Origin of the sequence: Arsukibacterium sp. UBA5043 (genome assembly GCA_002415085.1) — a bacterium.
GTDB lineage: Bacteria > Pseudomonadota > Gammaproteobacteria > Enterobacterales > Alteromonadaceae > Alishewanella.
Genome location: DIBV01000001.1, coordinates 314,366 through 336,600, shown reverse-complemented (window position 1 = coordinate 336,600; position 22,235 = coordinate 314,366). Strand labels below are relative to the sequence as shown.

Genomic DNA, 22,235 nt, shown 5'->3' with positions numbered 1-22,235 from the left:
AGGTGCCGAGTTTATATCAGCAAATTCAGGCTGGAAAATTATGGGACTTTCATGGTGGCGTTCACCCACCAACCCGTAAGGCCCAAACTGCCCAGAAGCCAATTGCCGTATTGCCATTACCGGATCGGCTGTATATCCCGCTGCGTCAGCATATTGGTGTTGCCGGCAATGTGTTGGTCAGTATTGGTCAGCGCGTATTAAAAGGTCAGGCGCTAACCAGTGCCGACAATTCTATGGCAGTGCCGGTACATGCGCCGACGTCGGGCACAATAGTGACAGTTGGCGATCATACCAGCGCCCACCCCTCAGCATTACCTGAAAATACCATTACCCTTGCCCCGGATGGGCTTGACGAATGGCGGGAACAATATCCGCTGAACCTCGCTACCAGCGACAACAGTAGTTTGCTGGAGCGTATTCAACTAAGTGGTATAGCGGGTATGGGTGGCGCTGGCTTTCCTGCTCATTTAAAAGCCGGTCTTACCCAGCCGGTCGATTACCTGATTATTAATGCCGTGGAGTGTGAACCTTACATAAGTGCTGACGATGCATTAATTCAGGAAGGTGCCATTACCATCGTCAAAGGTATTGATATCTTATGTAAGTTGTTAAGCCCCAAGGCCGTGCTTATTGGTATTGAAGACGATAAACCCGCGGCCAGTGCGGCGTTGAAAGCGGCCTGCAGTCAGCGCGAGCATTATTATGTTCGCGATTTACCGACTAAATATCCGTCCGGTGGCGAGAAGCAACTTATTCAGCTGTTAACGAATAAAGAGGTGCCTGCTGGCCGTCGGCCAATCGACATCGGTATCGTGATGTTAAACGTGGGTACCGCCTTTGCGATCGCACAGGCAGTGCTGGATGATCATCCATTGTTGTCTAGGGTGGTAACGGTCACAGGTGAAACCCTCAGCCAGCCACAAAATGTACTGGCTTTAATAGGCACACCGGTTAGCGACTTGCTTAACTTCTGTGGCTATCAGCATAAACAACCCTACAAAGTCATTATGGGTGGCCCAATGATGGGGTTTACCCTGCCCGATCTGACTGTGCCAATAACAAAAACTACGAACTGTATTCTGGCTCCCAGCAAGCATGAACTGCCGCCAGCCGCGGAAGAACAGGACTGCATTCGGTGCAGCGCATGTGCTGATGTTTGCCCGGCCAGTTTATTACCGCAGCAGTTGCTGTGGTATAGCAAGGCGAAAGACCCTGTAAAGTTGGATGAATATAACTTATTTGACTGCATCGAATGTGGTGCCTGCGCTTATGTCTGTCCCAGTGAAATCCCTCTGGTACAATATTACCGTGTCGCTAAAGCTGAGATCCGTGAACAACAACGCGAATCCGTAAAAGCTGAACAGGCTAAAGCTCGCTTTGAGGCACGAAATGCCAGACTGGAGCGGGAAAAACAACAGCGAATGGCCCGTAACCAGAGATTAGCTCAAGCCCGGGAACAAGCGCAGCAAACTGGCAGCAACAGTAATGCTGTGGCAGAAGCGCTTGCCCGGATAAAAGCCAAACAAACAGAGCAAAACTCTGTACCAGCAGATCGGGAGCAGGTACTGGCCGAGCGGGCAGCGAAAAAACAACAGGCCCGGGCGTATCAGGCAGAAAAAGCCGCGAGCGAGCCACACGCTGAGTCTGAGCCTGCGCCAGTAGCTCAGGACGAAGCGAGGCAGGAGCAACCAGCAGCAGATGAGCCGGCAAGCGCTAAGAGTGCCGCCGTCGCCGCAGCTATTGCCAGGGCCAAGGCGCGCAAAGCCGCCCAGCTTCAGGCTGAGCAGCAGGATAAAGTGGTTGAGGCGGAACAAACAAAGCAACCAGAAGCAACGGAGCCGGCCTCAGAGCAGGCGACCACCGATCCGCGTAAAGCCGCTATTGCTGCCGCTATTGCCCGGGCTAAAGCCAAAAAACAAGCAGATAGCGAAAAACCATGAGTTTTAAAATTACCAGCTCGCCACATAACAGGATCAGCCGCAGTACTTCTGAAATCATGCTGCTGGTGGTCGTGGCCTGCATCCCGGGTATTGTGGTTCAGGCCATGCTGTTTGGCTACGGCGTGCTGGTGCAATTACTGCTGGCTATCGCGACGGCCTGGCTGGCTGAAGCCATGGTCATGCGCTTACGAAACAAAGCTGCGTTAATACGGCTAAAAGATAACAGCGCGCTGCTTACCGCCGTGTTGCTGGCCATTGCCATTCCGCCCTATGCTCCCTGGTGGCTGATTGTTATTGGTACCCTTTTTGCCATTGTTATTGTTAAACAACTTTATGGTGGCCTTGGCAACAACCTGTTTAATCCGGCAATGGCGGCATACGTCATGTTATTGATTGCCTACCCATTACAGATGACGCAGTGGTTGCCCAGCGTAAGTTTGCAACCGGAATCGTTGAACCTGTTCGATGCGGTATGTGCCGTATTCACTCAATATAGCTGCAGTGGCTTTAGCATCAGTCAGCTACAAACCGGCATAGACGGTGTTTCCATGGCAACACCGCTGGATACCATCCGGACGGATCTGGCTGCTGGCAAGACCTTAACAGAAAGTTTGCAGCAACCGATATTCTATGGCATTGCTGGTGCGGGTTGGCTTTGGGTAAATCTGGCCTACCTTGCCGGCGGTTTAGCGCTGATAAAGCTGCGGGTGATAGGCTGGCGAATTCCGGTTGCTGTACTGGGCAGTTTGTTTGCAATCAGCTTGCTAAGCTGGCTGGCCGCCGCCGATACCAATCCAAGCCCGCTGTTGCAGTTATTTTCCGGCGCTACCATGTTGGCCGCATTTTTTATTGCCACCGATCCGGTCTCCGCATCCACTACCAACAAAGGACGAATAGTTTACGGTGTCTTTATTGGTTTAATGATATTTATCATTCGTAAATACGGCGGTTATCCGGATGGTGTTGCCTTTGCCGTGTTGCTGGCGAATATGGCAGTACCGCTAATTGATTACTATACCCGTCCGCGCACATACGGCCATAAAGCCAAAGGAGCCGGTAAATGATCCAGCCTATATCGAAAAATGCATTATTGCTGGCATTGGTGGCATTGGTATGTGTTGCCATTCTGGGGTTGGTCAACCAGCTGGCTCAACCCAAAATTGCCCAGCAACAACTGGCCAGTAAACTGGCTATTTTAAATGACGTATTACCTAGCAGCAGCGCTAATGCTGCGCTACTGGCCGATTGTATTCTGGTTACCAATCCTCAATTACTTGGCCGCCCCACTGCGCAATCGGTATATCGTTTGCGAAAAGATGACACCGTTAATGCCTTTGTGATTGAAACCACCGCACCCGATGGCTACAGCGGTAATATCGATTTAATTGTTGCGGTTCAGCCCGACGGCACCGTGCTCGGTAGCCGGGTGTTAAACCATCAGGAGACGCCGGGACTTGGCGATAAAATTGAGCGGCGCCGCTCATCGTGGATTGAAAGCTTCAGTGGTAAACAGGTCACCAGTGAGAATGCGTCTGCCTGGGCCGTTAAAAAAGATGGTGGTCAGTTTGATCAGTTTACTGGCGCTACTATCACGCCCAGAGCCGTGGTTGATGCTATCTATAAGGCGGGATTACTGGTCCAACAGCACCCTGAACTTGCCAGCCGGCCGGCTAATTGCGGAGCAAACCAATGAGTGATAATACAAACAGTATCCGGGAGCTGACGGTGCAAGGGCTCTGGCGCAATAACCCTGGCCTGGTGCAGCTGCTCGGTTTATGCCCACTATTGGCCGTTACCGGCACGGTTACCAATGCGCTAGGCCTTGGCTTTGCCACCTTGCTGGTTTTACTTGGCTCCAATATAGTGGTGTCACTGGTACGAAATGTGGTGCCTTCCGAAATCCGTATTCCGGTATTTGTGCTTATAATAGCCAGCTTCGTCACCGTTATTCAGCTACTGATGAATGCCTATACCTTTGGGTTATACCAGTCCCTGGGCATTTTTATTCCGCTAATTGTGACCAACTGCGCCATTATCGGCCGGGCTGAAGCCTTTGCCTCCAAGAATGCGGTATTGCCTGCTGCTATTGATGCACTGATGATGGGGCTGGGTTTTATGCTGGTGCTCGTGGTATTGGGCGCAATGCGGGAAATACTGGGCCAGGGTACCTTATTTGATGGTGCCGATTTATTGCTGGGCGACTGGGCTGCCAGCCTTCGCATCGAGTTATTTGCGCTTGATACTCAGTTTCTACTGGCTTTGTTGCCGCCAGGTGCTTTTATTGGCATGGGATTGTTAATTGCGCTGAAAAATCTGATTGATGCCAGATTACAACAACGCCAGAGTCAGGCCGCGGCTATCACCCGGGCCCGGGTAACCGGTGCGGCACAGTAAAAAGGTCTGGTATTGTGAATAAGCAAAAACGCATTGAAATACTCAGTCGGCTGCGAGCCGCCAACCCAAGCCCGACCACTGAACTGGAGTACAGCTCTCCGTTTGAGTTACTTATTGCCGTGCTGCTCTCAGCACAGGCTACCGATGTTGGGGTTAACAAAGCAACCAAACATTTGTTCCCGGTCGCCCGCACGCCACAGGCCATGCTCGATCTTGGCGTAGATGGCGTGAAACACTATGTCAAAACCATCGGATTGTTTAATACCAAAGCCGAAAATGTGATTAAAACCTGCCGTATTCTGGTTGAGCAACACGACGGCATCGTGCCGGAAAACCGCGAAGCGCTGGAAGCCCTGCCCGGCGTTGGCCGTAAAACCGCCAATGTAGTGCTAAATACCGCCTTTGGCTGGCCCACCATTGCCGTTGATACCCATATTTACCGGGTAAGTAATCGCACTAAACTAGCACCGGGTAAAAATGTCGACGAGGTAGAACATAAATTGCTTAAAGTCGTGCCGAACGAATTTAAACTCGATGTCCACCACTGGCTTATTCTGCACGGCCGCTATACCTGTGTCGCTCGCAAGCCGCGCTGCAACAGCTGTATTATTGAGGACTTGTGTGAGTTCACACAGAAAACTGAATGAATTTTAGACAGCTTTGAGCGAGGAGCAGTCATAGAATTGTACCAACCACAGTCTGTGGTAGACGCACCATTACTTTTACGATATTCAGCATTCTTAATAAAGCGATCGCTTACTCTCAACGTCGCTTTAGTTACCATCATTGTGAATGACGTTTATCCGCAACATAATGTACGACCATTCTCGCAACACCAGCACTTATACCTGAAACCACGGCCCATGCAATTGCCTCTTTGAGTTCAACATCGCTGCTGGCCTTATCTTTTGGTGCGGGCTTGTCGGTAATTTTTTCCCACGATTTTTGTACGCTTTTCCTGGTTAACATACTCACAGATGCTGCCGCCAGACCGATACCAATAGTACTAATTAGCTGTTTGTTGCTCATAATGCCCTCGATTCACTTAACTGACAGAATTATCTTCAATATCCTTGTCATGTGATAAGCAATTTACATACCGCTATATACTAATAGTATTCCACTTTACTTAACTTGAAGTGGGCAAAACGCCGACACGGTCGAGCACAAACTGCTTAACGTGGTACCCAACAAGTTTAAATTAGACATACACCACTGACTTATCCTGCACGGCCGCTATACACCAAAAAACGAACTTAGACAGATCTCCATCGCCAATTTCAATTTACTCTGTAATATCAACGCGAATGATGCGGTTGGTGGCACTTTGATGGATAAGCAGTGCACCATCGGCAGTTGGCCGCATATGTCGTAGGATACCGGCATAAAAATCGCCGGATGGAATAGCCCAACTTTGAAAACGTTCAGTTTCTGGGTCAAAGCGAACCAATGCGTCCGGACGCATTCCGGATTCGTTGTACCAAACAATACCGTTCAGTACTTCAATAGCGTAGGGGTGTGACTTCGAGCCGCTTGGCGATGCCCACTCTTTTATTTCAGCTGTTTCAGGATTATATCTTCCAAGTTTTCCTAACCCGGAATTGACGTACCAAATCATTCCATCTGCTGCGATATCTAATCGTCTAACCGTTGTACCTTTACCCGGAAGTTTTACTTCTTCTAATTCAAAGGTTCTTGCATTTACTTTAACCAGACAATTACTACCATTACATGCAACCCACAAATTCCCCGAAGAATCGACTTTAATACCATAAGGCTTAGCGCCAGGCGTAGGCATTTTTTTAAGTTGGATATCGCCTGTTTCAGGATTTAATCTACCAATATAATTGGAATACTGCAGGGTAAACCAAAGGATACCATTTTCATCGAACACACCGGTATGTGGGTCACGGGCGTCATATAGTGTTCGTCATGCTCGTCACCGGGTAGATCATCATGGCTATGCTCAGTGTCTCTGTTTTGATCTGATTTTAGCGTTGCCTGCGCAATAGCTGACGCCACCATAGTCGAGTTTTGCCGTAACGCTGTTGCAGCCTGTACCTTTGCGCTATGACCCACTGACACTAAACCGAGCGATACTGTGCTAAGCGAGACCAGAACGGCTGTTGCATGTGATGTTTTAGCCATATTTACATCCTTGATTTTTTAATTGTGTTTAACCTTAAAATAATGACAGCGGTGAGTAGCGAACAGATCCAGAATTGCTGCATCTTGCAAAGTCTGGACAGCGCTGGTTACTGCAGCACGCAATAAGGGTAGCCGACGTTATTTACAGAAAAGCAAATAAGAGATGCTGTTGCTACTTACCGCGCATACGACCAATAAGACTCAGAATTCCGACAATAATAGCGCCAGCGATAAAACCGATTACGCCATCAAATAGCACTGGCGTAATCACACTGAGCGACGGAGCGGCTTGCTGAAGCAGCAATGAAACGTGATGAAATAGCGGAATGTTATGTGAAAGAATGCCGCCACCTACCAGAAACATCGCAATGGTTCCGACAATAGCCAGTGTCTTCATCAATAATGGCGCCGCAATCAGCAAGCCGCGACCAACCGTGCGTTGTACATTATTCCAATTACCACTGACTGCTTTTCTAAGCATATGTAAACCGGCGTCATCCATCTTCACTATGGCTGCCACCAGGCCGTAGACGCCGATGGTAATAGCAATACTAATGGTGCTTAGCACACCTACCTGAGTAAAAAAATCCGCCTGCTTTACGCTACCAAGCGCAATAACCACAATCTCTGCCGACAGAATAAAATCGGTACGAATGGCCCCTGTTATTTTTTCCTTTTCTAAAGCCACGATGTCAATACTCTCATCTGCCAGTGCTTTTAGGCGAGCAGCACGTTCGACAGGCGATGGCCGCAGAAAAAAACGGTGCAGTACTTTTTCAGCGCCCTCATAACACAAATATAAACCGCCCAGAATAAGCAATACGGTAATCAGCACCGGGACAAACGCGCTGATTAATAGCGCTGCAGGAACTAAAATGAGCTTGTTTAGAAAAGAGCCTTTTGCCACCGCCCAAACTACCGGAATTTCCCGATCAGGTTTAACACCACTGACCTGGTTAGCATTTAACGCCAAGTCATCACCGAGTACCCCCGCGGTTTTCTTAACTGCCACTTTTGAAAGCACCGCAACATCATCCAGCAACGTGGCAATATCATCAATAAGGGCGAGTAGATTAGCTGAAGCCAAGAATAATTCCTTACCTTATCAATATAGTTTTCAGCATACTGGGGTTAGCTGGCTTTGTATATGTTGGCTTGTTCTTATCCACCTAATCAGCAAGGTGAGTCGATTTAACAATCAATATGGTGCTTCTGGCGCTTAGCGGTCCTTTTGCCGCAGCATATTATGCTAACATCAGCTATCTAACCGCTAATTTAAACACACAAACCGAATAGGAGTTTGCATGAGAATGCTACATACCATGCTGCGCGTGGGTAATTTAGAAAAGTCGATCGCCTTTTACACCGAAGTGCTGGGTATGAAGCTGCTGCGCCAGTCTGACAATAAAGAGTATAAATACACCTTAGCCTTTGTCGGTTATGGCGATGAAAGTGAGCATACCGTGCTGGAGCTTACTTATAACTGGGATACCGACAGCTACGACTTAGGCAATGCTTATGGCCATATTGCGCTGGAAGTTGAGAACGTGTACGACGCCTGCGATAAAATTCGTGCCAAAGGCGGTGTAATAAGCCGCGAGCCTGGTCCGGTGAAAGGCGGTACCACTGAAATTGCTTTTGTCCGTGATCCTGATAATTACGCCATTGAACTTATTCAAAAGAAAGCACACTACGATAGCCTGTAATCAACACGGAGCTTATATGACCGATTTAAACATCAGAGCAGCGACAGCTGCTGATGCTACAACGATTTTGCAATTTATTACCGAGCTGGCCATTTTTGAGAAAGCCGAGCACGAAGTGCTGACCTCAGTTGAGATGATCCAGCAAACTATATTCAGCAGCGACGCTAAAGCTCATGCATTAATATGCGAAAATGAAGGCCAGCCAATTGGCTTTGCCGTGTATTTTTACAATTACTCGACCTGGCTGGGCAAATATGGCCTGTATCTGGAAGATTTGTATGTTACGCCAGCAGCGCGGCGCACCGGAGCGGGTAAAGCGATATTTAAAGCACTGGCAAAAATTGCCGCGGCCAACAATTGTGGCCGCTTTGAATGGAGCGTACTGGACTGGAATGAACCGGCTATTAAGTTTTATCAGGCGCTTGGCGCGCAGGCAAAAACCGAATGGGTAGGTTATCGCTTAACCGAACAACAAATTAGTGCACTGGCAAACCAGACGGAATAGCCAATTTGCCCCAGTTGCAGTAATGCTTACTGCAACTGAGTATCTCCCTCACTGGCGAATTGTTCTAAGCGGCTAATCATTTGTTCGGGATAAACCCCCTGATACAGCGCCCGCATACTGCCGTCAAGGTAGCTTTGTTCCAGCACCTGTTGCCAGCGGCCAATAGTGGCGTCATCGATATCCAGTGAGAACGCCAGATACAACCTCACCTGACTGAGCGGCCGCAACTTTACCAGTTGATGCCCAGCCTGTTGCATTTGCAACTGACGCTCGGCAGCGCCAGCTTCATTCAGCACCACCAGTTGCACTCTTCCTTTAAGCAGTAACGTAAAGCAATCGCCGTGATTTACCGTTAAGATGAGGTTGTGTCCTTCAATAAAGCCAAGTCTTTTTAATGCATTAACATGAACTGATTGCCGGTACTCGCAAGCAAGATATCTGTTACTTGCCCCCAGGATGGGATTGCCGCTTTTAAAAACATCACTGCGACCATATAAGCCAATCGCATGCATCTTCAGTGGCCCAACCCACTTAAAATCTGCTTCGCGTTCAGCATTGCGCACGGTTTCAAATACACCACTATTGCTCTGCAGCTTTGCCCGCTCGAATGCCCTGGCCCAGGGCAACAACTCAATAGTGGCAGGCTGGTCCAACCGGCTTAGCAGCAACTTTATCAGCTGCACCGTTGCGCCGCTAACGTTGCCGCTGGCATCAAGATACTCGCCGGGCGGACTGTGTTCAGTATAAAGCCTTAAAACCGGTGGCTCTCTCTGTATTGGCACCGCCAGAACCACACTACTGCAAAACAGACAAATTGCTGCATGCATGACACTAAGTACAAACTTTTGCATGCCAACGACTCCAGCTTGCTATGCCAATAAATATGTAGCAAATTAATAACACAAATGATCTAAGAATAAAACGTAGCGCCAGATTTATTAATCCAGAGTAATCACAACTTTTTCATTTAACGACATTGCCAGATTATTATCATAGTAAGCCGCCTCGTTGATAAAGGTCGGATATACCGTTTGCTCACCCTCGTAATACACTTCCGTACCATCAAATAACATAAAAATTGGGTCGCCGGGGTTAATTGGCTGATAGTCTTTGTCCTGCACATTTTGGTGGACCATACCAAGCCGCTCACCCTGTTCATTCATCGGCAGTTTAATACTATACAGATACCGAAACGCTTCCGTTTTTTTAGGCAAAGATCGCAGCTTACCGGTATTATACAATTCCACAAAATCCAGGATATGACGGGTCATTCTGTCCATCAGATCTAATATATCGTGACGCAATACTGATTGAGGCTGCGGCCCAACTTCCACTAACACCCCATAACGGCCAAGAGTACACATTAAAGCGTGATCTGCTGCATCAAAGTGGTCTTCATCCCGGGAAATTATCGCTTCTGGCATCACCATTTTGACATAAGCCGCTAATTGATTATAAAAAGGCCCGGCCTGGGTCAGAATTAAACACGCGCCCATATTGCTGGTGGTATTGTGTAAGTCGATCAGCAAGTCGGTTTTTGCTGCACCTTTAGGACCCAGTTCAGCATTGAGCACTTTAGCCCGGCTTTGCTCATAATTGCTTAGTGTCGGGTTGGCCAGATCAACATTTTTAAACTGACGATTTAAGTCACTGTGTAAATAACGTTTATTAGCATAATGCGCCTCAGGATTTGCCCATATACAACGAGACTCAAAGCTGGCTCTGTTAATCAGTTCAGGTCTGGCCTGGTACTGTTTAACTAAATAAATACCGGAGAATTCATTACCGTGGACACCGCCAACAATGGCGACCTGTTTTATTTTATCCATATTATCTCCATTACTAATGCTCTCAGAGCTTAACAGTTAATCACTAAGCTTAGCCTATCGTTAAGCCGGTATTATGGCGTCAATGGTAAGAAAACAGAACTGAACAGATTTAAAACTAAGGATTTATTTGCCCGCAGTGGCAGCGGCGGTAGACTTATTCGGAACTATGCTGATGCTCAGGCAGCAGGTTTTGCCAGATCATTGATATCACGGCATTGTTTAACCAGTTCGTTGTGCAAAATAGTACTGGCCTGAGATACACATTTACCACACTGACTGCCAACACCAAGATTAGTTTTCAGATCACGCATCGTACAGGCTCCACTGGCAATATTTTGCTTTATGGCTTTATCTGACACTGCTTTGCATAAACATACGTACATGGCGCTGCCCTTTTCTATCAAGACAGCGCCATATTAATCTAACTGCGAATTGTTATCAATACCATTCTATCAACTTTGACTAGCGAAACAGCACTTTTTCCTGCTGGAACCAGTGCACACAAAAAGCAATCAGTGCTCCTGCCAATGCGGTGGTTGAGGCAAAGATCAGTGCCAGCAAACCATAATCTGCGGTACCTTTAAGCAACTCTTTTATCGCCAGCGCGATATTGGTAAGTGGTATCAGAGCAGTAGTAACGTCCAGCTCCATACCCGGTGCCATTGCTATCATTAACGGCACAATCACTAATATTGTCAGCGGGCTCATATAATTCTGCGCTTCTTTAAAAGTACGGGCGTAGATAGAGATAGCCAGCAACAATGCAGCAAAAATAGCAGCTGTAGGCAACAATAAAGAGAACATCAGCATCAGATCAACTATAGTAATACTGGCCAGCGCTTCAGATACTTTCGACAAATCAGCAAAGGCACTGATGATACCGCCCCATACCCCCAAACTGACCACAGTTATCAGTGCCGTCATCAGGGCAGTTGTCAACACGGTTAAAAACTTACCCAACACAATAGCAGTGCGGCTGACCGGACAAATTAACAGGGTTTCTAAGGTGCCACGTTCTTTTTCGCCAGCGCCCATATCCACTGCCGGATACATAGCCCCACTTAAACACAATAATACCAGGGCATAGGCTAAAATGGCGCCCATACTCTCACCAATATTTTCCCGCTGCTCTGCGGTATTAACCCGGGTGAGTTCAACCGGCTTCAAAATCGCCGTCAGGTTAGCCGGATCAACACCCAACTGGCTCAGGGTGCCCCGCTGCAACTCCTCGGTATACGTTTTCAGCATCTCGTCAAAATAGTTGTACATAAAGTCCAGTTGCGACGAGCGGTTATAAATCAATTGCCATTCGGTTTGCTGCACCGCGGCTTTGCGGCTGGCAAAGTCGGCCGGAATAACCAGCGCCACGTCAAACTCATCATTGCGGATAGCCGCTACCAGCTCTTGTTCACTGTTTAATGTTGTCTCCACTTTTTTAAAGTTCTTATGGTAGAACAAAGCCTCTGCAAACTGCGGTGCCTGTTGCTCATTAATAATCACATAGCGATGCTGCTCTTCCATTGCTTTACTGGTGGTGGTTGCCATCACCAAACCAACAATACCAAACAGCACTGGAAAAATAAGAATAGGCAGTAAAATAACAAAAATAAGGGTTTTTTTATCGCGCAGTAATTCGGTTAATTCTTTAAAGTAAACCTGCCACATATTAGGCTGCTCCCTGCTGTGCTTGATTAGCAATAATGGCTAAAAACGCCTGACGTAAATCACCATCCGGTGTCAGTTGTTTAAATTCGGCGAGGCTGCCGGAAAAGCTGCTGACGCCTTTGTCTATCACCACTACTCTGTCACACAAGGCCCCGACTTCATCCAGATGGTGGGTAGAGAAAATCACCGGCGTGCCCTGTGCTTTTAATGATTTTATAAAATCCAGCACCGTCTGTACTGTCATAATATCTAAACCCGTGGTCGGCTCATCCAGAATAACCACTTTCGGTGAGTGCACCACCGCGCGGGCAATCGCGGTTTTCTGTTTCATACCGGTTGACATGGTATCAACCCGCCTATTAGCAAAGGTATGCATATCGAGCATACTGAATAGCTCATCAATCCGGGTTTTTATAGCCGAATCTTTCATCCCATGTAACCGGGCAAAATAAGCGACATTTTCAAAGGCAGTTAGTTTGCCATACAGGCCGGTATCAGCAGATAAAAAACCAATTTCCTTGCGGGCCTGAATCGGCTTTTGCAGTACGTCAATGTCGTTAATAAATACCGAGCCACTGTCTTGTTTCAGTGCAGTAGATAACATCCGTAAGGTAGTGGTTTTGCCGGCGCCATTAGGGCCCAGCAACCCTAATACTTCGCCATTGCCGCAAGTAAAACTGACATCCCGTACCGAATGGAAGGCTTTTTCGCTGTATCGCACATCCTGCTTTTCGGTATCCGATAATTTATTGCCTTTGCTAATCGCAAACGCCTTAGCTAACCCTTTTATTTCTATCATGTAAGCTTCCTAATCGTTGCTTGGTTTTTTTGCTGTTAATTTTCTTATACTTAGCATCCGGAACTACCCTATATTCAGGTAGACACCGTCATACACATTTGCAGCCCACCAATCGGCTACCGTGAAAGTTGGCTTTGGAGTCAGGTGTTGATTATCAAGAAGTCACCCACTGTTAGCAATTTGTCACTGCGCTTTTTGGTTAAAAAAACTGTAAGCATCTGTAATAAATTCATAGGTGTTATACGGTATGACAAACAATGCTACTAAACAACCAGTCATATTAAGCAACTCATTTATTTACCTGAAATATCAATTACGTTATCATCACTTTCATTACTTTAAACACCAATATCACAATCCCATCTTATATAGCATCAATGTAACAGCATCAACGTATAGCTTGAGTATGTTGAGCGTTGCGTTGCAAAAGGAATGACATGCGCTACGTAATAACGATTTTGTTCTATCTGAGCAGCTTTGTGGTTTTCGCTGAAACCGACCACCCGCTGGTAGCCGCCTACCCCAATGCCACCATAAAGCGTCAGGCTATTAGCAATTATGCTGAAGTGCTGATCCCACGAGCAAAGCTTGTTAAGGGTGAGCAGTTTGATGCGTTTAGCGTGGTAGGTAAACAAACCGGGCATATTTATCGGGTTGAGGGCCAGGACTCCGCACTACAAATTGCGGAGAACTACCTTGACGTAGTTAAACGCCTGAATGGCGAACTGTTACTGCTGTGTCGCTCAGATTGCGGCCAGGGGTTCTCGAAAAAGTTAATTGGGGGGGCACACTGGCCTGATGATGTGTTCTCTGAACTGGACAATTTCTCCCGCTACCGCAGTGAGCATTACTATATCCTGGCAAAGGTGGGGCCAAAGCAACACCCTACTTATATCCAATGGCTAATTCAGGAAGATACCGGGGATACCACTGCGGTGGGCCAGATTATAACCGAGCCGCAGCAATTGCCATTGGGGCTGGTTAATATTACCGCAGATGCTATAACCACTGCGCCAGGTAACAGTCCGGCTTCTGCCGACTTAGGGCCCGATAAAGCCTCAGGTGGCGATCATCCGCTTATATCCCGCTATCAGGGTGCCAGATTAACTGAACGTTTTGAGTCAGAGTACACCGAAGTGCTGCTGCCAACCGGCATTGCCGATGACGATAAAAACGTGCCGCATTTAAAGCTGGCAGGTAAATCTACCCTGTTGCATTACGAAGCCAGTAAAGATCAGTCGACCTTGCAGGTGTTTCGAAATTATCAGCAAGCGCTGCAACAAGCGGGCTTTAGCATACTGTTTAGTTGTGAGCAGCAAAGCTGTGGTAACGAGCAGCGTAAGCAATTATGGAAGGGCAACCCCGATAGAAGTCGCTTTAAAGGCTATTTAAGCAACAGCACTTATGCCCGTAACGATTATCGTATGCTTACCGCTTATAAAAAAGTGAATGAGCAGGATATTTATCTGTCCATTTATGTAAAGAAACACAGTGAATATGCCTATGTAGATATTGCGCATGATATTGTTGAGCTAAGCAGCATGCAGTCCAACCGGGTGAGTATTGATGCCGATTATCTGCAAAATGAGCTTAGCCGCAGCGGCAAGGTAGTGCTACATGGTTTACATTTTGCCAGCGACAGTGCCACCCTGTTACCTGAATCTGCTGGTTCAATAGACGTTATAACGGCGTACCTTACCCAACACCCTGCACAAACCTTTTACGTAGTAGGCCATACCGATAACAGCGGCAGCCACAGCCACAATATGCAGTTATCAAAAGCCCGCGCCGACAGTATTTTGCAGGCGCTGATTAAGCAAGGTATTAAAGCCGACAGGCTATTGGGTGAAGGAGTTGGCGCTATGTCGCCTCAACGACACAATGGTAGCAATGATGGTAAAGCCGCCAACCGGCGGGTAGAGCTGGTTTTGCGCTAACCTGCAGGCTGCCTTGTTGGACGAAAATAATCCTCGTTAGTATAAAACTGCGGCTCTTGATTGGCCGCATACCAAAGCGGCACGCCTAATAAAGGCAAAGGCGTTAATTGGGCCGGATTTTGTAAAACACCTTTTGTTATTTGGGTTAGCAGCTCTTTGTCCAGATAGGCATAAGTACTGGCCAACGACCATTGGCTAAAACCTGCTGGCACCTCTATAAACAGCGTCTTAGCTGTTAACCCAAGAAACGGAGCAGTGGCCATTTCATAGATGGCATGGCCAAAAATAACCGGCCTGATGCTTTGCCACCAATCAGCACGCCTGTCGACAAAGCTTTGCTGCCACTGATGGTTGCGCAGCAGTGTTGCATGCACTGCTGCCGCTGGTTCCAGGCATATTAGCACCCCGCACTCATCAAACAGTGTCAGCTTGTTGCGCAGCTTAGTACGCTGTTTCTGGCCATGCTGGTTAATTTCGCTGATATGCAGCCGGTTTAACAACGCTTTGGTTTGGGGAAATAAACACCAGATCAGTGCACCAAAAAAGTCGTGCCAGTTATCTTTGCGTGTTGGCACACTTTTCGTGGCATAAATATACTCTTCATAGTAACGACCATCAGCAGCGAGCTCGTCGTTATCAACAAATTGCACCGGGGCTTGCATTGCACAGTGATTAAGCCAGCCGATATCCGGCCAGTCTGTTAACTGCGATATAGCAAAGGATTGGCACAAATCGCTAAATAAAGGGCTTGCTCTCAATAGCTGCGAACTCCAGGCAGCCGGCGGCATAAAGCGATTTTTTATAACGGTTTTTTGCATAAACGCTGTTTTCTGTTGCTGCGACTGAACGTTCTCAGCGCGAATTACTTAGATAAAGCGCGAAAAAGCGCTTGCAATTTTATACTGGCATGGCACATTCAAGGGGTACGTTTAGACGTACATACTGCCAAAAATACCCTTCGTCTTTCAATTTGCACGGGTGTTGGCTGCGCCAGTTTACCCCTATCACTTAGTAAAACTAAGCTCAAGGGGAAAATTGCCTTGCCGCCTACGTGCAAGCCGAAATCCTTTGGGTATAAAAATGTTTTTTCGAAATTAATTAATAGAGGTTATCATGTGTTCGATATTTGGGGTGCTTGACATCAGTACTGATGTTAAAGCGTTGCGCCAGCAGGCGCTGCAGTTATCTAAGTTATTACGTCATCGTGGCCCGGACTGGTCAGGCATTTGGAATGACGATAATGCCATTCTGGTGCACGAGCGCCTGGCAATTGTAGATACTGAAAATGGTGCCCAACCTCTGATAAATGATAATCGAAATCACATTCTGGCAGTGAATGGCGAGATCTACAATCATAAGCAACTCGAAAAGGAGCTTGCTAGCCCTTACCCGTTTAAAACCAAATCTGATTGTGAAGTTATCTTGCCATTGTATTTAGAACATGGCGCCGATTTTCTGGACAAGTTGCACGGTATGTTCGCCTTTATTCTGTATGACGCCGAACAAAGCCGCTATCTGATAGCTCGCGATCACATCGGCATTATCCCGCTGTACTATGGCTATGATGAAAACGGCCAGTTATTTGTGGCCTCAGAACTCAAAGCGCTGGTACCGGTATGTAAGCAAATTAAAGAGTTTCCGCCCGGCCACTACTTTGATAGTAAAATTGGTGAGCTGCGTAGCTATTACAGCCGCGACTGGCAAAGTTTTGATGCCGTTAAAGATAACCCGGCCAGCGAAACTGAATTAAAAGCGGCGCTGGAGCACAGCGTTAAAACCCACCTGATGTCAGATGTTCCCTACGGCGTGCTGTTATCTGGCGGCCTCGATTCATCACTTATTTCGGCTATCGCCCAGCAGTATGCTAAACGCCGGGTTGAAGATAACGACCAGAGTGAAGCCTGGTGGCCGCGCTTGCACTCCTTTGCAGTTGGCTTGCCTGGCTCGCCCGATTTAGTAGCAGCCCAGAAAGTCGCCGATGCTATTGGTACTGTGCATCATACGGTGCACTTTACCGTGCAGGAAGCACTGGATTCACTGCGTGATGTAATTTACTTTCTGGAAACCTATGATGTCACGACGATTCGTGCCTCTACCCCAATGTACCTGATGGCCCGTAAAATTAAGGCCATGGGCATTAAAATGGTACTGTCGGGTGAAGGCTCAGATGAGATTTTCGGCGGCTACCTGTATTTTCATAAGGCGCCCAACGCCAAAGCGTTTCATGAAGAAACGTTACGTAAGCTCGACCGCTTGCATATGTTTGATTGTAACCGGGCAAACAAAGCCATGTCGGCCTGGGGTATTGAAGCCCGGGTACCGTTCCTTGATAAAGAGTTTATGGACGTTGCTATGCGCTTAAACCCACAGGCAAAAATGTGTGGCGGCGGCAAAATGGAGAAGCATATTCTGCGCCAGGCGTTTGATGGTTTATTGCCCAACGAGATTCTGTGGCGCCAGAAAGAGCAGTTCTCCGATGGCGTGGGCTATAACTGGATAGATAGCCTGAAAGCCCATGCAGCGAAAGAAGTCAGCGACCAGCAAATGGCCACCGCCAGCTTCCGTTTTCCGGTAAATACCCCGGATAGCAAAGAAGCCTATTACTATCGGGTGATTTTTGAGGAACATTTTCCCCATGCAGGCGCCATTAGCTGTGTACCTGGCGGTAAATCAGTCGCTTGTTCCACCCCGGAAGCGCTAGCCTGGGATGCCAAAATGGCAGAAATGACCGATCCGTCCGGCCGCGCCGTGCGAGACGTTCACTCGCAGGGCTACTAACTTAGCTTAAGGCGTGTTAAGGCCACCTCAGGGTGGCCTTTTTTATTTGTACAGCTAATTGCGCAGGCTAATATAGGCGCTGCTGCAATTAACTGGCACAATAACGGTTAACGATGACCAGGCGATAACGTTATCGCCATTGCACTAAAAACTGTGCAACCACAAGGCATTGCCAGGGACAGACACCATGCATTTATTATCCACTGTTTTAGCCGGCGGCCTGTTATTAGCAGCGACTGGCTTTATTCAAGCTGCTGCGGCGGAATTGCATCTTGCCGGTAAGTGGCTTACCGATGAGACGGGCCAGACACTGGCTGATCCGCAAAGCTCCGGTTTAACCCTGCGCCACGGCGAGCTTGTGCATATTGGCGATAACAGCTCGGCTGTGCCTATGCGCAATATATTGCTCAGAATAAACCCGCAGACCGGTCAGCTGATTGCACCACCGGTTAATATTACCGTCGCCAGCGACCTGCAAAATAGCTGTTTTGCTGAACTGCTAACAAACTATCCTGACTGGGAATCTCTGACCTGGGACCGTGAGGATGATACGACGCTTGTCAGCGTAACCGAAGACTCGTCTGATTTTAGCCTGAGCCCACAGTGCGCTAAGCGTTATAGCAATACCCACTCGACACCATATCCTACCCTGTTGGTAAAAATCCAAACCGATAAAGCACTGAGCAAAGCCGAAATTGTTGCGGTCAGGCCGGTACAGTTTCCCGCAGCGGCCAGGGTAGGCAATTTCAGTAATGACGGTATTGAAGGGCTGGCTTTTGATAACGCCGGTAATTTGTATCTGGCGCTGGAGAAAAACCAGGCCAATGCACCAATGATTTTTGTCACCCCCTACACCGCTGACTTCTGGTCATCTGCAGACTTTATTGCAGTAGCAGACAGTGGTTTTACCCTACCGGTACCCGATGCCAATAATCATCCGCTAAATGGGCTGGACTATATGCCTCATCCCGCCAGTAGCCATCCGGGTTATCTGATTGGCGCAGCGCGCAATGACAATCAGCTCTGGATCATCGATATCAGCCAGCAGCAAGTCCCGTTTGTCCAGACGTTGGATTTTTATACCCCAACCAACAGCCACAATTGTCCCGCTTATGAAAAAATGGACAACAGCTCGATAGAGGGCGTTGCAGTGGCGGACAATCAGGTGTATCTGGTTAACGATCCGTGGAAAAGCCGGTATCCGAAAAACATTCAGTGTCAGGCTAATGCCGCTAACTTTAAACGCTTTTCACCCTTGCTGTTTCAACTGAGCATTGATCCACGCTGGTTTATCCAGCCAGAGCAAAATGGCAGCACGCAGCACTAGGTAGCCCAGCTGCCTTCTGCTATGATTATCGGCCAGTCGCTGGCGCTGGCGCTGGCAGGGTCATTACGCCAGCTGGCCATACTGCTTTAATAACCGTGTTGCAGGATACTCTATGATTAACCATTTTCGCGTGCTTGGCATTAAAACCAATGCCAGCGATGACGATATTAAAAAAGCCTATAAACGCCTGTCTAATCGTTATCATCCGGATAAATTACTGGACAAAACCGATGAAGAAAAAGAACAGGCCGCATTGCAGTTGCAACGGGTAAAGCAAGCGTATGAAGTGCTTGCAGATCCAAAACTAAAATCGGCATTTATTAAAGACTTTAATAACGTGATTGTCACGGATCCCGCTGCAGCCATGCAGGAACTTTGGGATCAGTATTACTGACAAACTGCTATTATCACTCATACATTTATAAAATGTACCTTGAATAAATTTACTACTCAGATAGGTCGTGACTACCTTATGGCTGCAAAATTGAATCTAAAACGCATTCGTGCCCTGCAAACGGATGCCAGAGAAAATATCGAGTCTTATCTCGACCCGGAAACTCCGAAAGCGCTGGAACACTATACCGCTAAAATGAAAGCGGTATTGTTACGTGACCCCAAATTACTGGAATCATTACCAGAATATCTGCCGGTAGCGCTATTTGGCAGGGTAAAATTTCCAGCCACAGCACAGGCTAACTGGCAGCAGTGGCTTAGTACTGGCACCGCCCCAAACTGGGATGAGTTTAAAACGTCAGCTGCCTTTAATAACGCTGATGTAGAGCTGGTAAAAGCGATTCGCGCATACTCAGAGCCCATGTTGATTGAAAGCTGCGCCGTGTTATTTTTAATGGCACATGGTGATAGCCAGGGTCGACAAAGCGGCAAACAAAGCTCAGCAGCAACTGATCATGAGCAAGATGACATAGCTGACCTCGCGCCGGAGGATGACTTTAGTAGCGATGAGTACAGTACTGAACGCTACGACAGTGATGGCTATAGCAATGATGATTTCAATGATGGCTTTGACGATGGCGTTGACAGCGACGAGCCGGGTTATGACAACCAGTACGACGACATTCGCTTTAACAGAGAGAAACCTGAATGACAAATTTAATTGAGATTGCGGCTGCCGAAATTAAAGAACTGGCGGTAATCGAACCAAAACAGGCCAGCAAGAAGTTTGAGCTTATTGCCAACACAATGAGCGATGAGCAATTAGTTGAAGTGATTGAAAATATTGATATCGTCACTCTCACTCAGATGAACAGCCAGCATGATATCTCGTTTCCATCCATTATCTCCGAGCTGATGAGCCCGGAGCGGATCCGCGATATTGTTTGTCAACAGCCTTTGTACTGGGAAGAGAAAATTAAGAATAATGCTGATGAGCTGCAGCAACATACCTTTGATTTTTTAACCTATCTTATCCGCACCCAGGATAGCGAAGAGAAACAAACCGAGATCTTAGAATGTATTGCTGAAGATCCGGCCGGGCTGTTCTATTTGTCTATCCCGTTTATTGAGCTCTATCGCGGTGAAGCCATTGCCGATGACGATGGCCTGCACGATATGCTGCATGATGAAGAAGAAGACTTAGAAGAAGCAGTGCGTTATACCGAGCGGCAGATGAATGAAGACGCTCATGGTTTAGGCATAGATGATCCCCGCAGCCTGCTGGCATTAATCCGCCAATTAGCGCCAGATGTTGAGCGTGCAATTAAAGCACTGGTTCGCAATGAAAATTCAGGCTGGGAAGGCATTATAAATAAATTTGCCACCGAGCTGGTGATGCAGGCCAAAGAAAAGAATCAGGCGAAAGATGAATTTGCCGAAGTGGACGATATGTTCAGCTTTTTAGACTAACCGTTATATTACTGTCCCATCCGGGCCAGGCAGCAGGAAAACCCATGCAGTTAATGTTACGTGACGGCAGTACAGGGCCGTTTTTAAGTCAGGTTATCAGCAGTGCTCTGGCCAGTGAACAGCTAACCACTGCGCAGTTACAGCAAATTAAGGGCAAAGCTGTGCTAATGAGCCTGAAGTTTGCCGATAAATTTTATAATAAATATAAAATGCATCTGCTTGAGCAAGCCGCACATGATGTTATAGGGGTGGTAAGCCTGGGTTTGCTGGAACTGGCCGCCAAAGACCAACAACGTGCGCTTGCCTTATTGCTTGCGCCAGAGGGACTGGTAAAACCATTTCAGAAAGGCTGGAACATGCTCAATACGGTCAGCCGCAATAGTAGCAAATCACTGTATGGTGACGTGGAAGAGCAACTACTGCAGCAAGTATCCAGTCCGCCAGACGCAGAGGATTGGCCTGGCTGGCACCATTATCAGCAAGCCCTGACTGAGCACCGGCGCAGCCAAAGCATGCAACTATTACAACAGCAGTTTTACGCCCGCAGCCATTTTGACGAGTTTGAACATTTCAGCTTGGAAGAAGTGCTGGCTGAAGTGGTATTTTACCGCGCCCTGACCGGTGGCGACAAAGTACGCCAGGATTTAAAAAAGCGGCTGCTTAATATTACTTTGCAAAAGCACTGGTTTAACGACACTTTTTTTGCATTGCAAACCGAAGCAACCCTGGCTGAGTTACCCGGCGCCAATGCAGATGCCATTCGCGCCGAGTTAGGCCAGCATTTTATTCCGGCGCTGACACGCACCCTGAACTTTGCCAAAGATTATCAGGCCCTGGCCAAAAAAGACGCCTCACCCGAAAAACTTGATGCCTTTGAAGGTAAACAAGGCCTGACTAACCCACTACTGGGCTGGCCGCAATATCTGGAATTGTAGGGTATCCGGCAAGGAAAATGATTTTACCTTTTAATTTGTGCTTGCCGCACTTGAGCACCTGGCCTGCTTTGCCTACAATGGCCCACTTTTATTTTGCGAAGATTAACGCCATGACTGATACAACAAGCAACAATGCAGCAACCGCCAGTACAGGAACTGAGAATCAGCCAACCCGGCCGGATTTACCGGATCAGCTTTCAGTAAACCCACGCAGCCCGCACTATAATGCAGACATTTTTAAACACGATGTTGGCATCCGCCTAAACGGCAAAGAGCGCTTTGATGTGGAAGAATATTGCATCAGCGAAGGTTGGGTAAAAGTTGCGGCCGGCAAAGCGCTTGACCGTCGCGGCCAGCCGTTGCTAATGAAAGTAAAAGGCAAAGTAGAGGCATTTTACCGTTAACGTTT

The 22,235-nt window shown here is 47.7% G+C and carries 25 protein-coding genes; 15 read left to right on the top strand and 10 right to left on the bottom strand.

What is annotated here, in order from left to right; translation table 11 throughout:
* Nucleotides 1–2: 2 nt before the first annotated feature.
* Genes rsxC through nth form a run of 5 tightly spaced genes read left to right on the top strand, consistent with a single transcriptional unit; the run spans nucleotide 3 to nucleotide 4,981 of the window.
* Nucleotides 3–1,940 carry an electron transport complex subunit RsxC gene (gene rsxC / locus B2Q61_RS01565; RefSeq protein WP_290616456.1) on the top strand — a complete coding sequence of 646 codons (1,938 nt, stop codon included), beginning with the start codon at nucleotides 3–5 and terminating at the stop codon, nucleotides 1,938–1,940.
* Nucleotides 1,937–3,004, top strand: coding sequence for an electron transport complex subunit RsxD (gene rsxD / locus B2Q61_RS01560; RefSeq protein WP_290616458.1), 1,068 nt, complete (start codon nucleotides 1,937–1,939; stop codon nucleotides 3,002–3,004). The genes rsxC and rsxD overlap by 4 nt, the downstream gene beginning before the upstream one ends.
* The gene (rsxG, locus tag B2Q61_RS01555) at nucleotides 3,001–3,633 is read left to right on the top strand and encodes an electron transport complex subunit RsxG (protein ID WP_290616460.1); all 633 of its coding nucleotides are present in this window, start codon (nucleotides 3,001–3,003) and stop codon (nucleotides 3,631–3,633) included. The genes rsxD and rsxG overlap by 4 nt, the downstream gene beginning before the upstream one ends.
* Entirely contained in the window at nucleotides 3,630–4,334 is a 705-nt protein-coding gene (locus tag B2Q61_RS01550; RefSeq protein WP_290616462.1) for an electron transport complex subunit E, read from the top strand. Before rsxG ends, B2Q61_RS01550 begins: the two co-directional genes overlap by 4 nt.
* Nucleotides 4,335–4,348: 14 nt before the next feature.
* A complete protein-coding gene (nth, locus tag B2Q61_RS01545) occupies nucleotides 4,349–4,981 on the top strand; it encodes an endonuclease III (RefSeq protein WP_290616464.1) in 633 nt (210 codons plus the stop codon).
* Nucleotides 4,982–5,117: 136 nt separating this feature from the next.
* Here nth and B2Q61_RS01540 read toward each other — a convergent pair whose 3' ends face one another.
* The 4 genes from B2Q61_RS01540 to B2Q61_RS01525 form a co-directional block, all read right to left on the bottom strand.
* Nucleotides 5,118–5,363 (bottom strand): DUF4235 domain-containing protein, encoded by a 246-nt coding sequence (locus B2Q61_RS01540; RefSeq protein WP_290616466.1) that lies wholly within the window; start codon nucleotides 5,361–5,363, stop codon nucleotides 5,118–5,120.
* Between the two features lie 256 nt (nucleotides 5,364–5,619).
* Nucleotides 5,620–6,228 carry a virginiamycin B lyase family protein gene (locus B2Q61_RS01535; RefSeq protein ID WP_290616468.1) on the bottom strand — a complete coding sequence of 203 codons (609 nt, stop codon included), beginning with the start codon at nucleotides 6,226–6,228 and terminating at the stop codon, nucleotides 5,620–5,622.
* Nucleotides 6,165–6,482, bottom strand: coding sequence for a hypothetical protein (locus B2Q61_RS01530; protein WP_290616470.1), 318 nt, complete (start codon nucleotides 6,480–6,482; stop codon nucleotides 6,165–6,167). Before B2Q61_RS01530 ends, B2Q61_RS01535 begins: the two co-directional genes overlap by 64 nt.
* 172 nt (nucleotides 6,483–6,654) lie before the next feature.
* Nucleotides 6,655–7,569: a DUF808 domain-containing protein gene (locus tag B2Q61_RS01525; protein WP_290616472.1), complete on the bottom strand. Its 915-nt coding sequence runs from the start codon at nucleotides 7,567–7,569 to the stop codon at nucleotides 6,655–6,657.
* Between the two features lie 217 nt (nucleotides 7,570–7,786).
* Between B2Q61_RS01525 and gloA the strand changes: the two genes are divergently transcribed.
* Together gloA and B2Q61_RS01515 are read left to right on the top strand one after the other, a co-directional pair.
* Nucleotides 7,787–8,188 carry a lactoylglutathione lyase gene (gene gloA, locus B2Q61_RS01520; RefSeq protein ID WP_290616474.1) on the top strand — a complete coding sequence of 134 codons (402 nt, stop codon included), beginning with the start codon at nucleotides 7,787–7,789 and terminating at the stop codon, nucleotides 8,186–8,188.
* A 16-nt stretch (nucleotides 8,189–8,204) separates the two neighbouring features.
* Nucleotides 8,205–8,693, top strand: coding sequence for a GNAT family N-acetyltransferase (locus B2Q61_RS01515; protein WP_290616476.1), 489 nt, complete (start codon nucleotides 8,205–8,207; stop codon nucleotides 8,691–8,693).
* 26 nt (nucleotides 8,694–8,719) lie between these two features.
* Here B2Q61_RS01515 and B2Q61_RS01510 read toward each other — a convergent pair whose 3' ends face one another.
* The 5 genes from B2Q61_RS01510 to B2Q61_RS01490 all read right to left on the bottom strand — a co-directional run bounded on the left by B2Q61_RS01510 (nucleotide 8,720) and on the right by B2Q61_RS01490 (nucleotide 12,986).
* Nucleotides 8,720–9,544, bottom strand: coding sequence for a substrate-binding periplasmic protein (locus B2Q61_RS01510; RefSeq protein ID WP_290616478.1), 825 nt, complete (start codon nucleotides 9,542–9,544; stop codon nucleotides 8,720–8,722).
* A gap of 87 nt (nucleotides 9,545–9,631) precedes the next feature.
* Nucleotides 9,632–10,522, bottom strand: coding sequence for an aspartoacylase (locus B2Q61_RS01505; protein WP_290616480.1), 891 nt, complete (start codon nucleotides 10,520–10,522; stop codon nucleotides 9,632–9,634).
* A 176-nt stretch (nucleotides 10,523–10,698) separates the two neighbouring features.
* Nucleotides 10,699–10,905 carry a bacterioferritin-associated ferredoxin gene (locus tag B2Q61_RS01500; RefSeq protein ID WP_290616482.1) on the bottom strand — a complete coding sequence of 69 codons (207 nt, stop codon included), beginning with the start codon at nucleotides 10,903–10,905 and terminating at the stop codon, nucleotides 10,699–10,701.
* Nucleotides 10,906–10,984: 79 nt separating this feature from the next.
* Nucleotides 10,985–12,187 carry an ABC transporter permease gene (locus tag B2Q61_RS01495; RefSeq protein ID WP_290616484.1) on the bottom strand — a complete coding sequence of 401 codons (1,203 nt, stop codon included), beginning with the start codon at nucleotides 12,185–12,187 and terminating at the stop codon, nucleotides 10,985–10,987.
* Between the two features lies 1 nt (nucleotide 12,188).
* Complete coding sequence (locus B2Q61_RS01490; RefSeq protein WP_290616486.1) at nucleotides 12,189–12,986, bottom strand: ATP-binding cassette domain-containing protein; 798 nt, start codon at nucleotides 12,984–12,986, stop codon at nucleotides 12,189–12,191.
* A gap of 437 nt (nucleotides 12,987–13,423) precedes the next feature.
* Between B2Q61_RS01490 and B2Q61_RS01485 the strand changes: the two genes are divergently transcribed.
* Nucleotides 13,424–14,923: an OmpA family protein gene (locus B2Q61_RS01485; RefSeq protein WP_290616488.1), complete on the top strand. Its 1,500-nt coding sequence runs from the start codon at nucleotides 13,424–13,426 to the stop codon at nucleotides 14,921–14,923.
* On the opposite strand, the gene B2Q61_RS01480 is transcribed toward B2Q61_RS01485, so the two are convergent.
* A complete protein-coding gene (locus tag B2Q61_RS01480) occupies nucleotides 14,920–15,741 on the bottom strand; it encodes a DUF3025 domain-containing protein (protein ID WP_290616491.1) in 822 nt (273 codons plus the stop codon). The genes B2Q61_RS01485 and B2Q61_RS01480 overlap by 4 nt on opposite strands.
* Nucleotides 15,742–16,036: 295 nt before the next feature.
* Here B2Q61_RS01480 and asnB point away from each other — a divergent pair, with 295 nt between their 5' ends.
* From asnB to B2Q61_RS01445, 7 genes are all read left to right on the top strand, one after another.
* Nucleotides 16,037–17,701 (top strand): asparagine synthase B, encoded by a 1,665-nt coding sequence (gene asnB, locus B2Q61_RS01475; protein WP_290616493.1) that lies wholly within the window; start codon nucleotides 16,037–16,039, stop codon nucleotides 17,699–17,701.
* 187 nt (nucleotides 17,702–17,888) lie between these two features.
* Nucleotides 17,889–19,028, top strand: coding sequence for a hypothetical protein (locus B2Q61_RS01470; RefSeq protein WP_290616495.1), 1,140 nt, complete (start codon nucleotides 17,889–17,891; stop codon nucleotides 19,026–19,028).
* Between the two features lie 112 nt (nucleotides 19,029–19,140).
* Nucleotides 19,141–19,422: a J domain-containing protein gene (locus B2Q61_RS01465; RefSeq protein WP_290616497.1), complete on the top strand. Its 282-nt coding sequence runs from the start codon at nucleotides 19,141–19,143 to the stop codon at nucleotides 19,420–19,422.
* Nucleotides 19,423–19,500: 78 nt separating this feature from the next.
* On the top strand, nucleotides 19,501–20,133 hold the full coding sequence (atcA, locus tag B2Q61_RS01460; RefSeq protein ID WP_290616499.1) for a cold adaptation protein AtcA: 633 nt from the start codon (nucleotides 19,501–19,503) through the stop codon (nucleotides 20,131–20,133).
* On the top strand, nucleotides 20,130–20,891 hold the full coding sequence (gene atcB / locus B2Q61_RS01455; RefSeq protein WP_290616501.1) for a cold adaptation protein AtcB: 762 nt from the start codon (nucleotides 20,130–20,132) through the stop codon (nucleotides 20,889–20,891). The genes atcA and atcB overlap by 4 nt, the downstream gene beginning before the upstream one ends.
* 44 nt (nucleotides 20,892–20,935) lie before the next feature.
* Nucleotides 20,936–21,826 carry a cold adaptation protein AtcC gene (atcC, locus tag B2Q61_RS01450; RefSeq protein WP_290616503.1) on the top strand — a complete coding sequence of 297 codons (891 nt, stop codon included), beginning with the start codon at nucleotides 20,936–20,938 and terminating at the stop codon, nucleotides 21,824–21,826.
* 110 nt (nucleotides 21,827–21,936) lie between these two features.
* On the top strand, nucleotides 21,937–22,230 hold the full coding sequence (locus tag B2Q61_RS01445; RefSeq protein ID WP_290616505.1) for a DUF3297 family protein: 294 nt from the start codon (nucleotides 21,937–21,939) through the stop codon (nucleotides 22,228–22,230).
* Nucleotides 22,231–22,235 lie beyond the last annotated feature (5 nt).

What these genes read in the sequence shown, in the direction of transcription:
- B2Q61_RS01515 (WP_290616476.1), top strand. Translation starts at nt 8,205, where the DNA reads ATGACCGATTTAAACATCAGAGCAGCGACAGCTGCTGATGCTACAACG.
- B2Q61_RS01495 (WP_290616484.1), bottom strand. Translation starts at nt 12,187, where the DNA reads ATGTGGCAGGTTTACTTTAAAGAATTAACCGAATTACTGCGCGATAAA.
- B2Q61_RS01540 (WP_290616466.1), bottom strand. Translation starts at nt 5,363, where the DNA reads ATGAGCAACAAACAGCTAATTAGTACTATTGGTATCGGTCTGGCGGCA.
- B2Q61_RS01530 (WP_290616470.1), bottom strand. Translation starts at nt 6,482, where the DNA reads ATGGCTAAAACATCACATGCAACAGCCGTTCTGGTCTCGCTTAGCACA.
- B2Q61_RS01445 (WP_290616505.1), top strand. Translation starts at nt 21,937, where the DNA reads ATGACTGATACAACAAGCAACAATGCAGCAACCGCCAGTACAGGAACT.
- B2Q61_RS01510 (WP_290616478.1), bottom strand. Translation starts at nt 9,544, where the DNA reads ATGCAAAAGTTTGTACTTAGTGTCATGCATGCAGCAATTTGTCTGTTT.
- atcC (WP_290616503.1), top strand. Translation starts at nt 20,936, where the DNA reads ATGCAGTTAATGTTACGTGACGGCAGTACAGGGCCGTTTTTAAGTCAG.
- B2Q61_RS01550 (WP_290616462.1), top strand. Translation starts at nt 3,630, where the DNA reads ATGAGTGATAATACAAACAGTATCCGGGAGCTGACGGTGCAAGGGCTC.
- rsxD (WP_290616458.1), top strand. Translation starts at nt 1,937, where the DNA reads ATGAGTTTTAAAATTACCAGCTCGCCACATAACAGGATCAGCCGCAGT.
- atcB (WP_290616501.1), top strand. Translation starts at nt 20,130, where the DNA reads ATGACAAATTTAATTGAGATTGCGGCTGCCGAAATTAAAGAACTGGCG.
- B2Q61_RS01480 (WP_290616491.1), bottom strand. Translation starts at nt 15,741, where the DNA reads ATGCAAAAAACCGTTATAAAAAATCGCTTTATGCCGCCGGCTGCCTGG.
- B2Q61_RS01490 (WP_290616486.1), bottom strand. Translation starts at nt 12,986, where the DNA reads ATGATAGAAATAAAAGGGTTAGCTAAGGCGTTTGCGATTAGCAAAGGC.
- B2Q61_RS01500 (WP_290616482.1), bottom strand. Translation starts at nt 10,905, where the DNA reads ATGTACGTATGTTTATGCAAAGCAGTGTCAGATAAAGCCATAAAGCAA.
- B2Q61_RS01465 (WP_290616497.1), top strand. Translation starts at nt 19,141, where the DNA reads ATGATTAACCATTTTCGCGTGCTTGGCATTAAAACCAATGCCAGCGAT.
- rsxG (WP_290616460.1), top strand. Translation starts at nt 3,001, where the DNA reads ATGATCCAGCCTATATCGAAAAATGCATTATTGCTGGCATTGGTGGCA.
- atcA (WP_290616499.1), top strand. Translation starts at nt 19,501, where the DNA reads ATGGCTGCAAAATTGAATCTAAAACGCATTCGTGCCCTGCAAACGGAT.
- asnB (WP_290616493.1), top strand. Translation starts at nt 16,037, where the DNA reads ATGTGTTCGATATTTGGGGTGCTTGACATCAGTACTGATGTTAAAGCG.
- B2Q61_RS01505 (WP_290616480.1), bottom strand. Translation starts at nt 10,522, where the DNA reads ATGGATAAAATAAAACAGGTCGCCATTGTTGGCGGTGTCCACGGTAAT.
- B2Q61_RS01470 (WP_290616495.1), top strand. Translation starts at nt 17,889, where the DNA reads ATGCATTTATTATCCACTGTTTTAGCCGGCGGCCTGTTATTAGCAGCG.
- B2Q61_RS01485 (WP_290616488.1), top strand. Translation starts at nt 13,424, where the DNA reads ATGCGCTACGTAATAACGATTTTGTTCTATCTGAGCAGCTTTGTGGTT.
- gloA (WP_290616474.1), top strand. Translation starts at nt 7,787, where the DNA reads ATGAGAATGCTACATACCATGCTGCGCGTGGGTAATTTAGAAAAGTCG.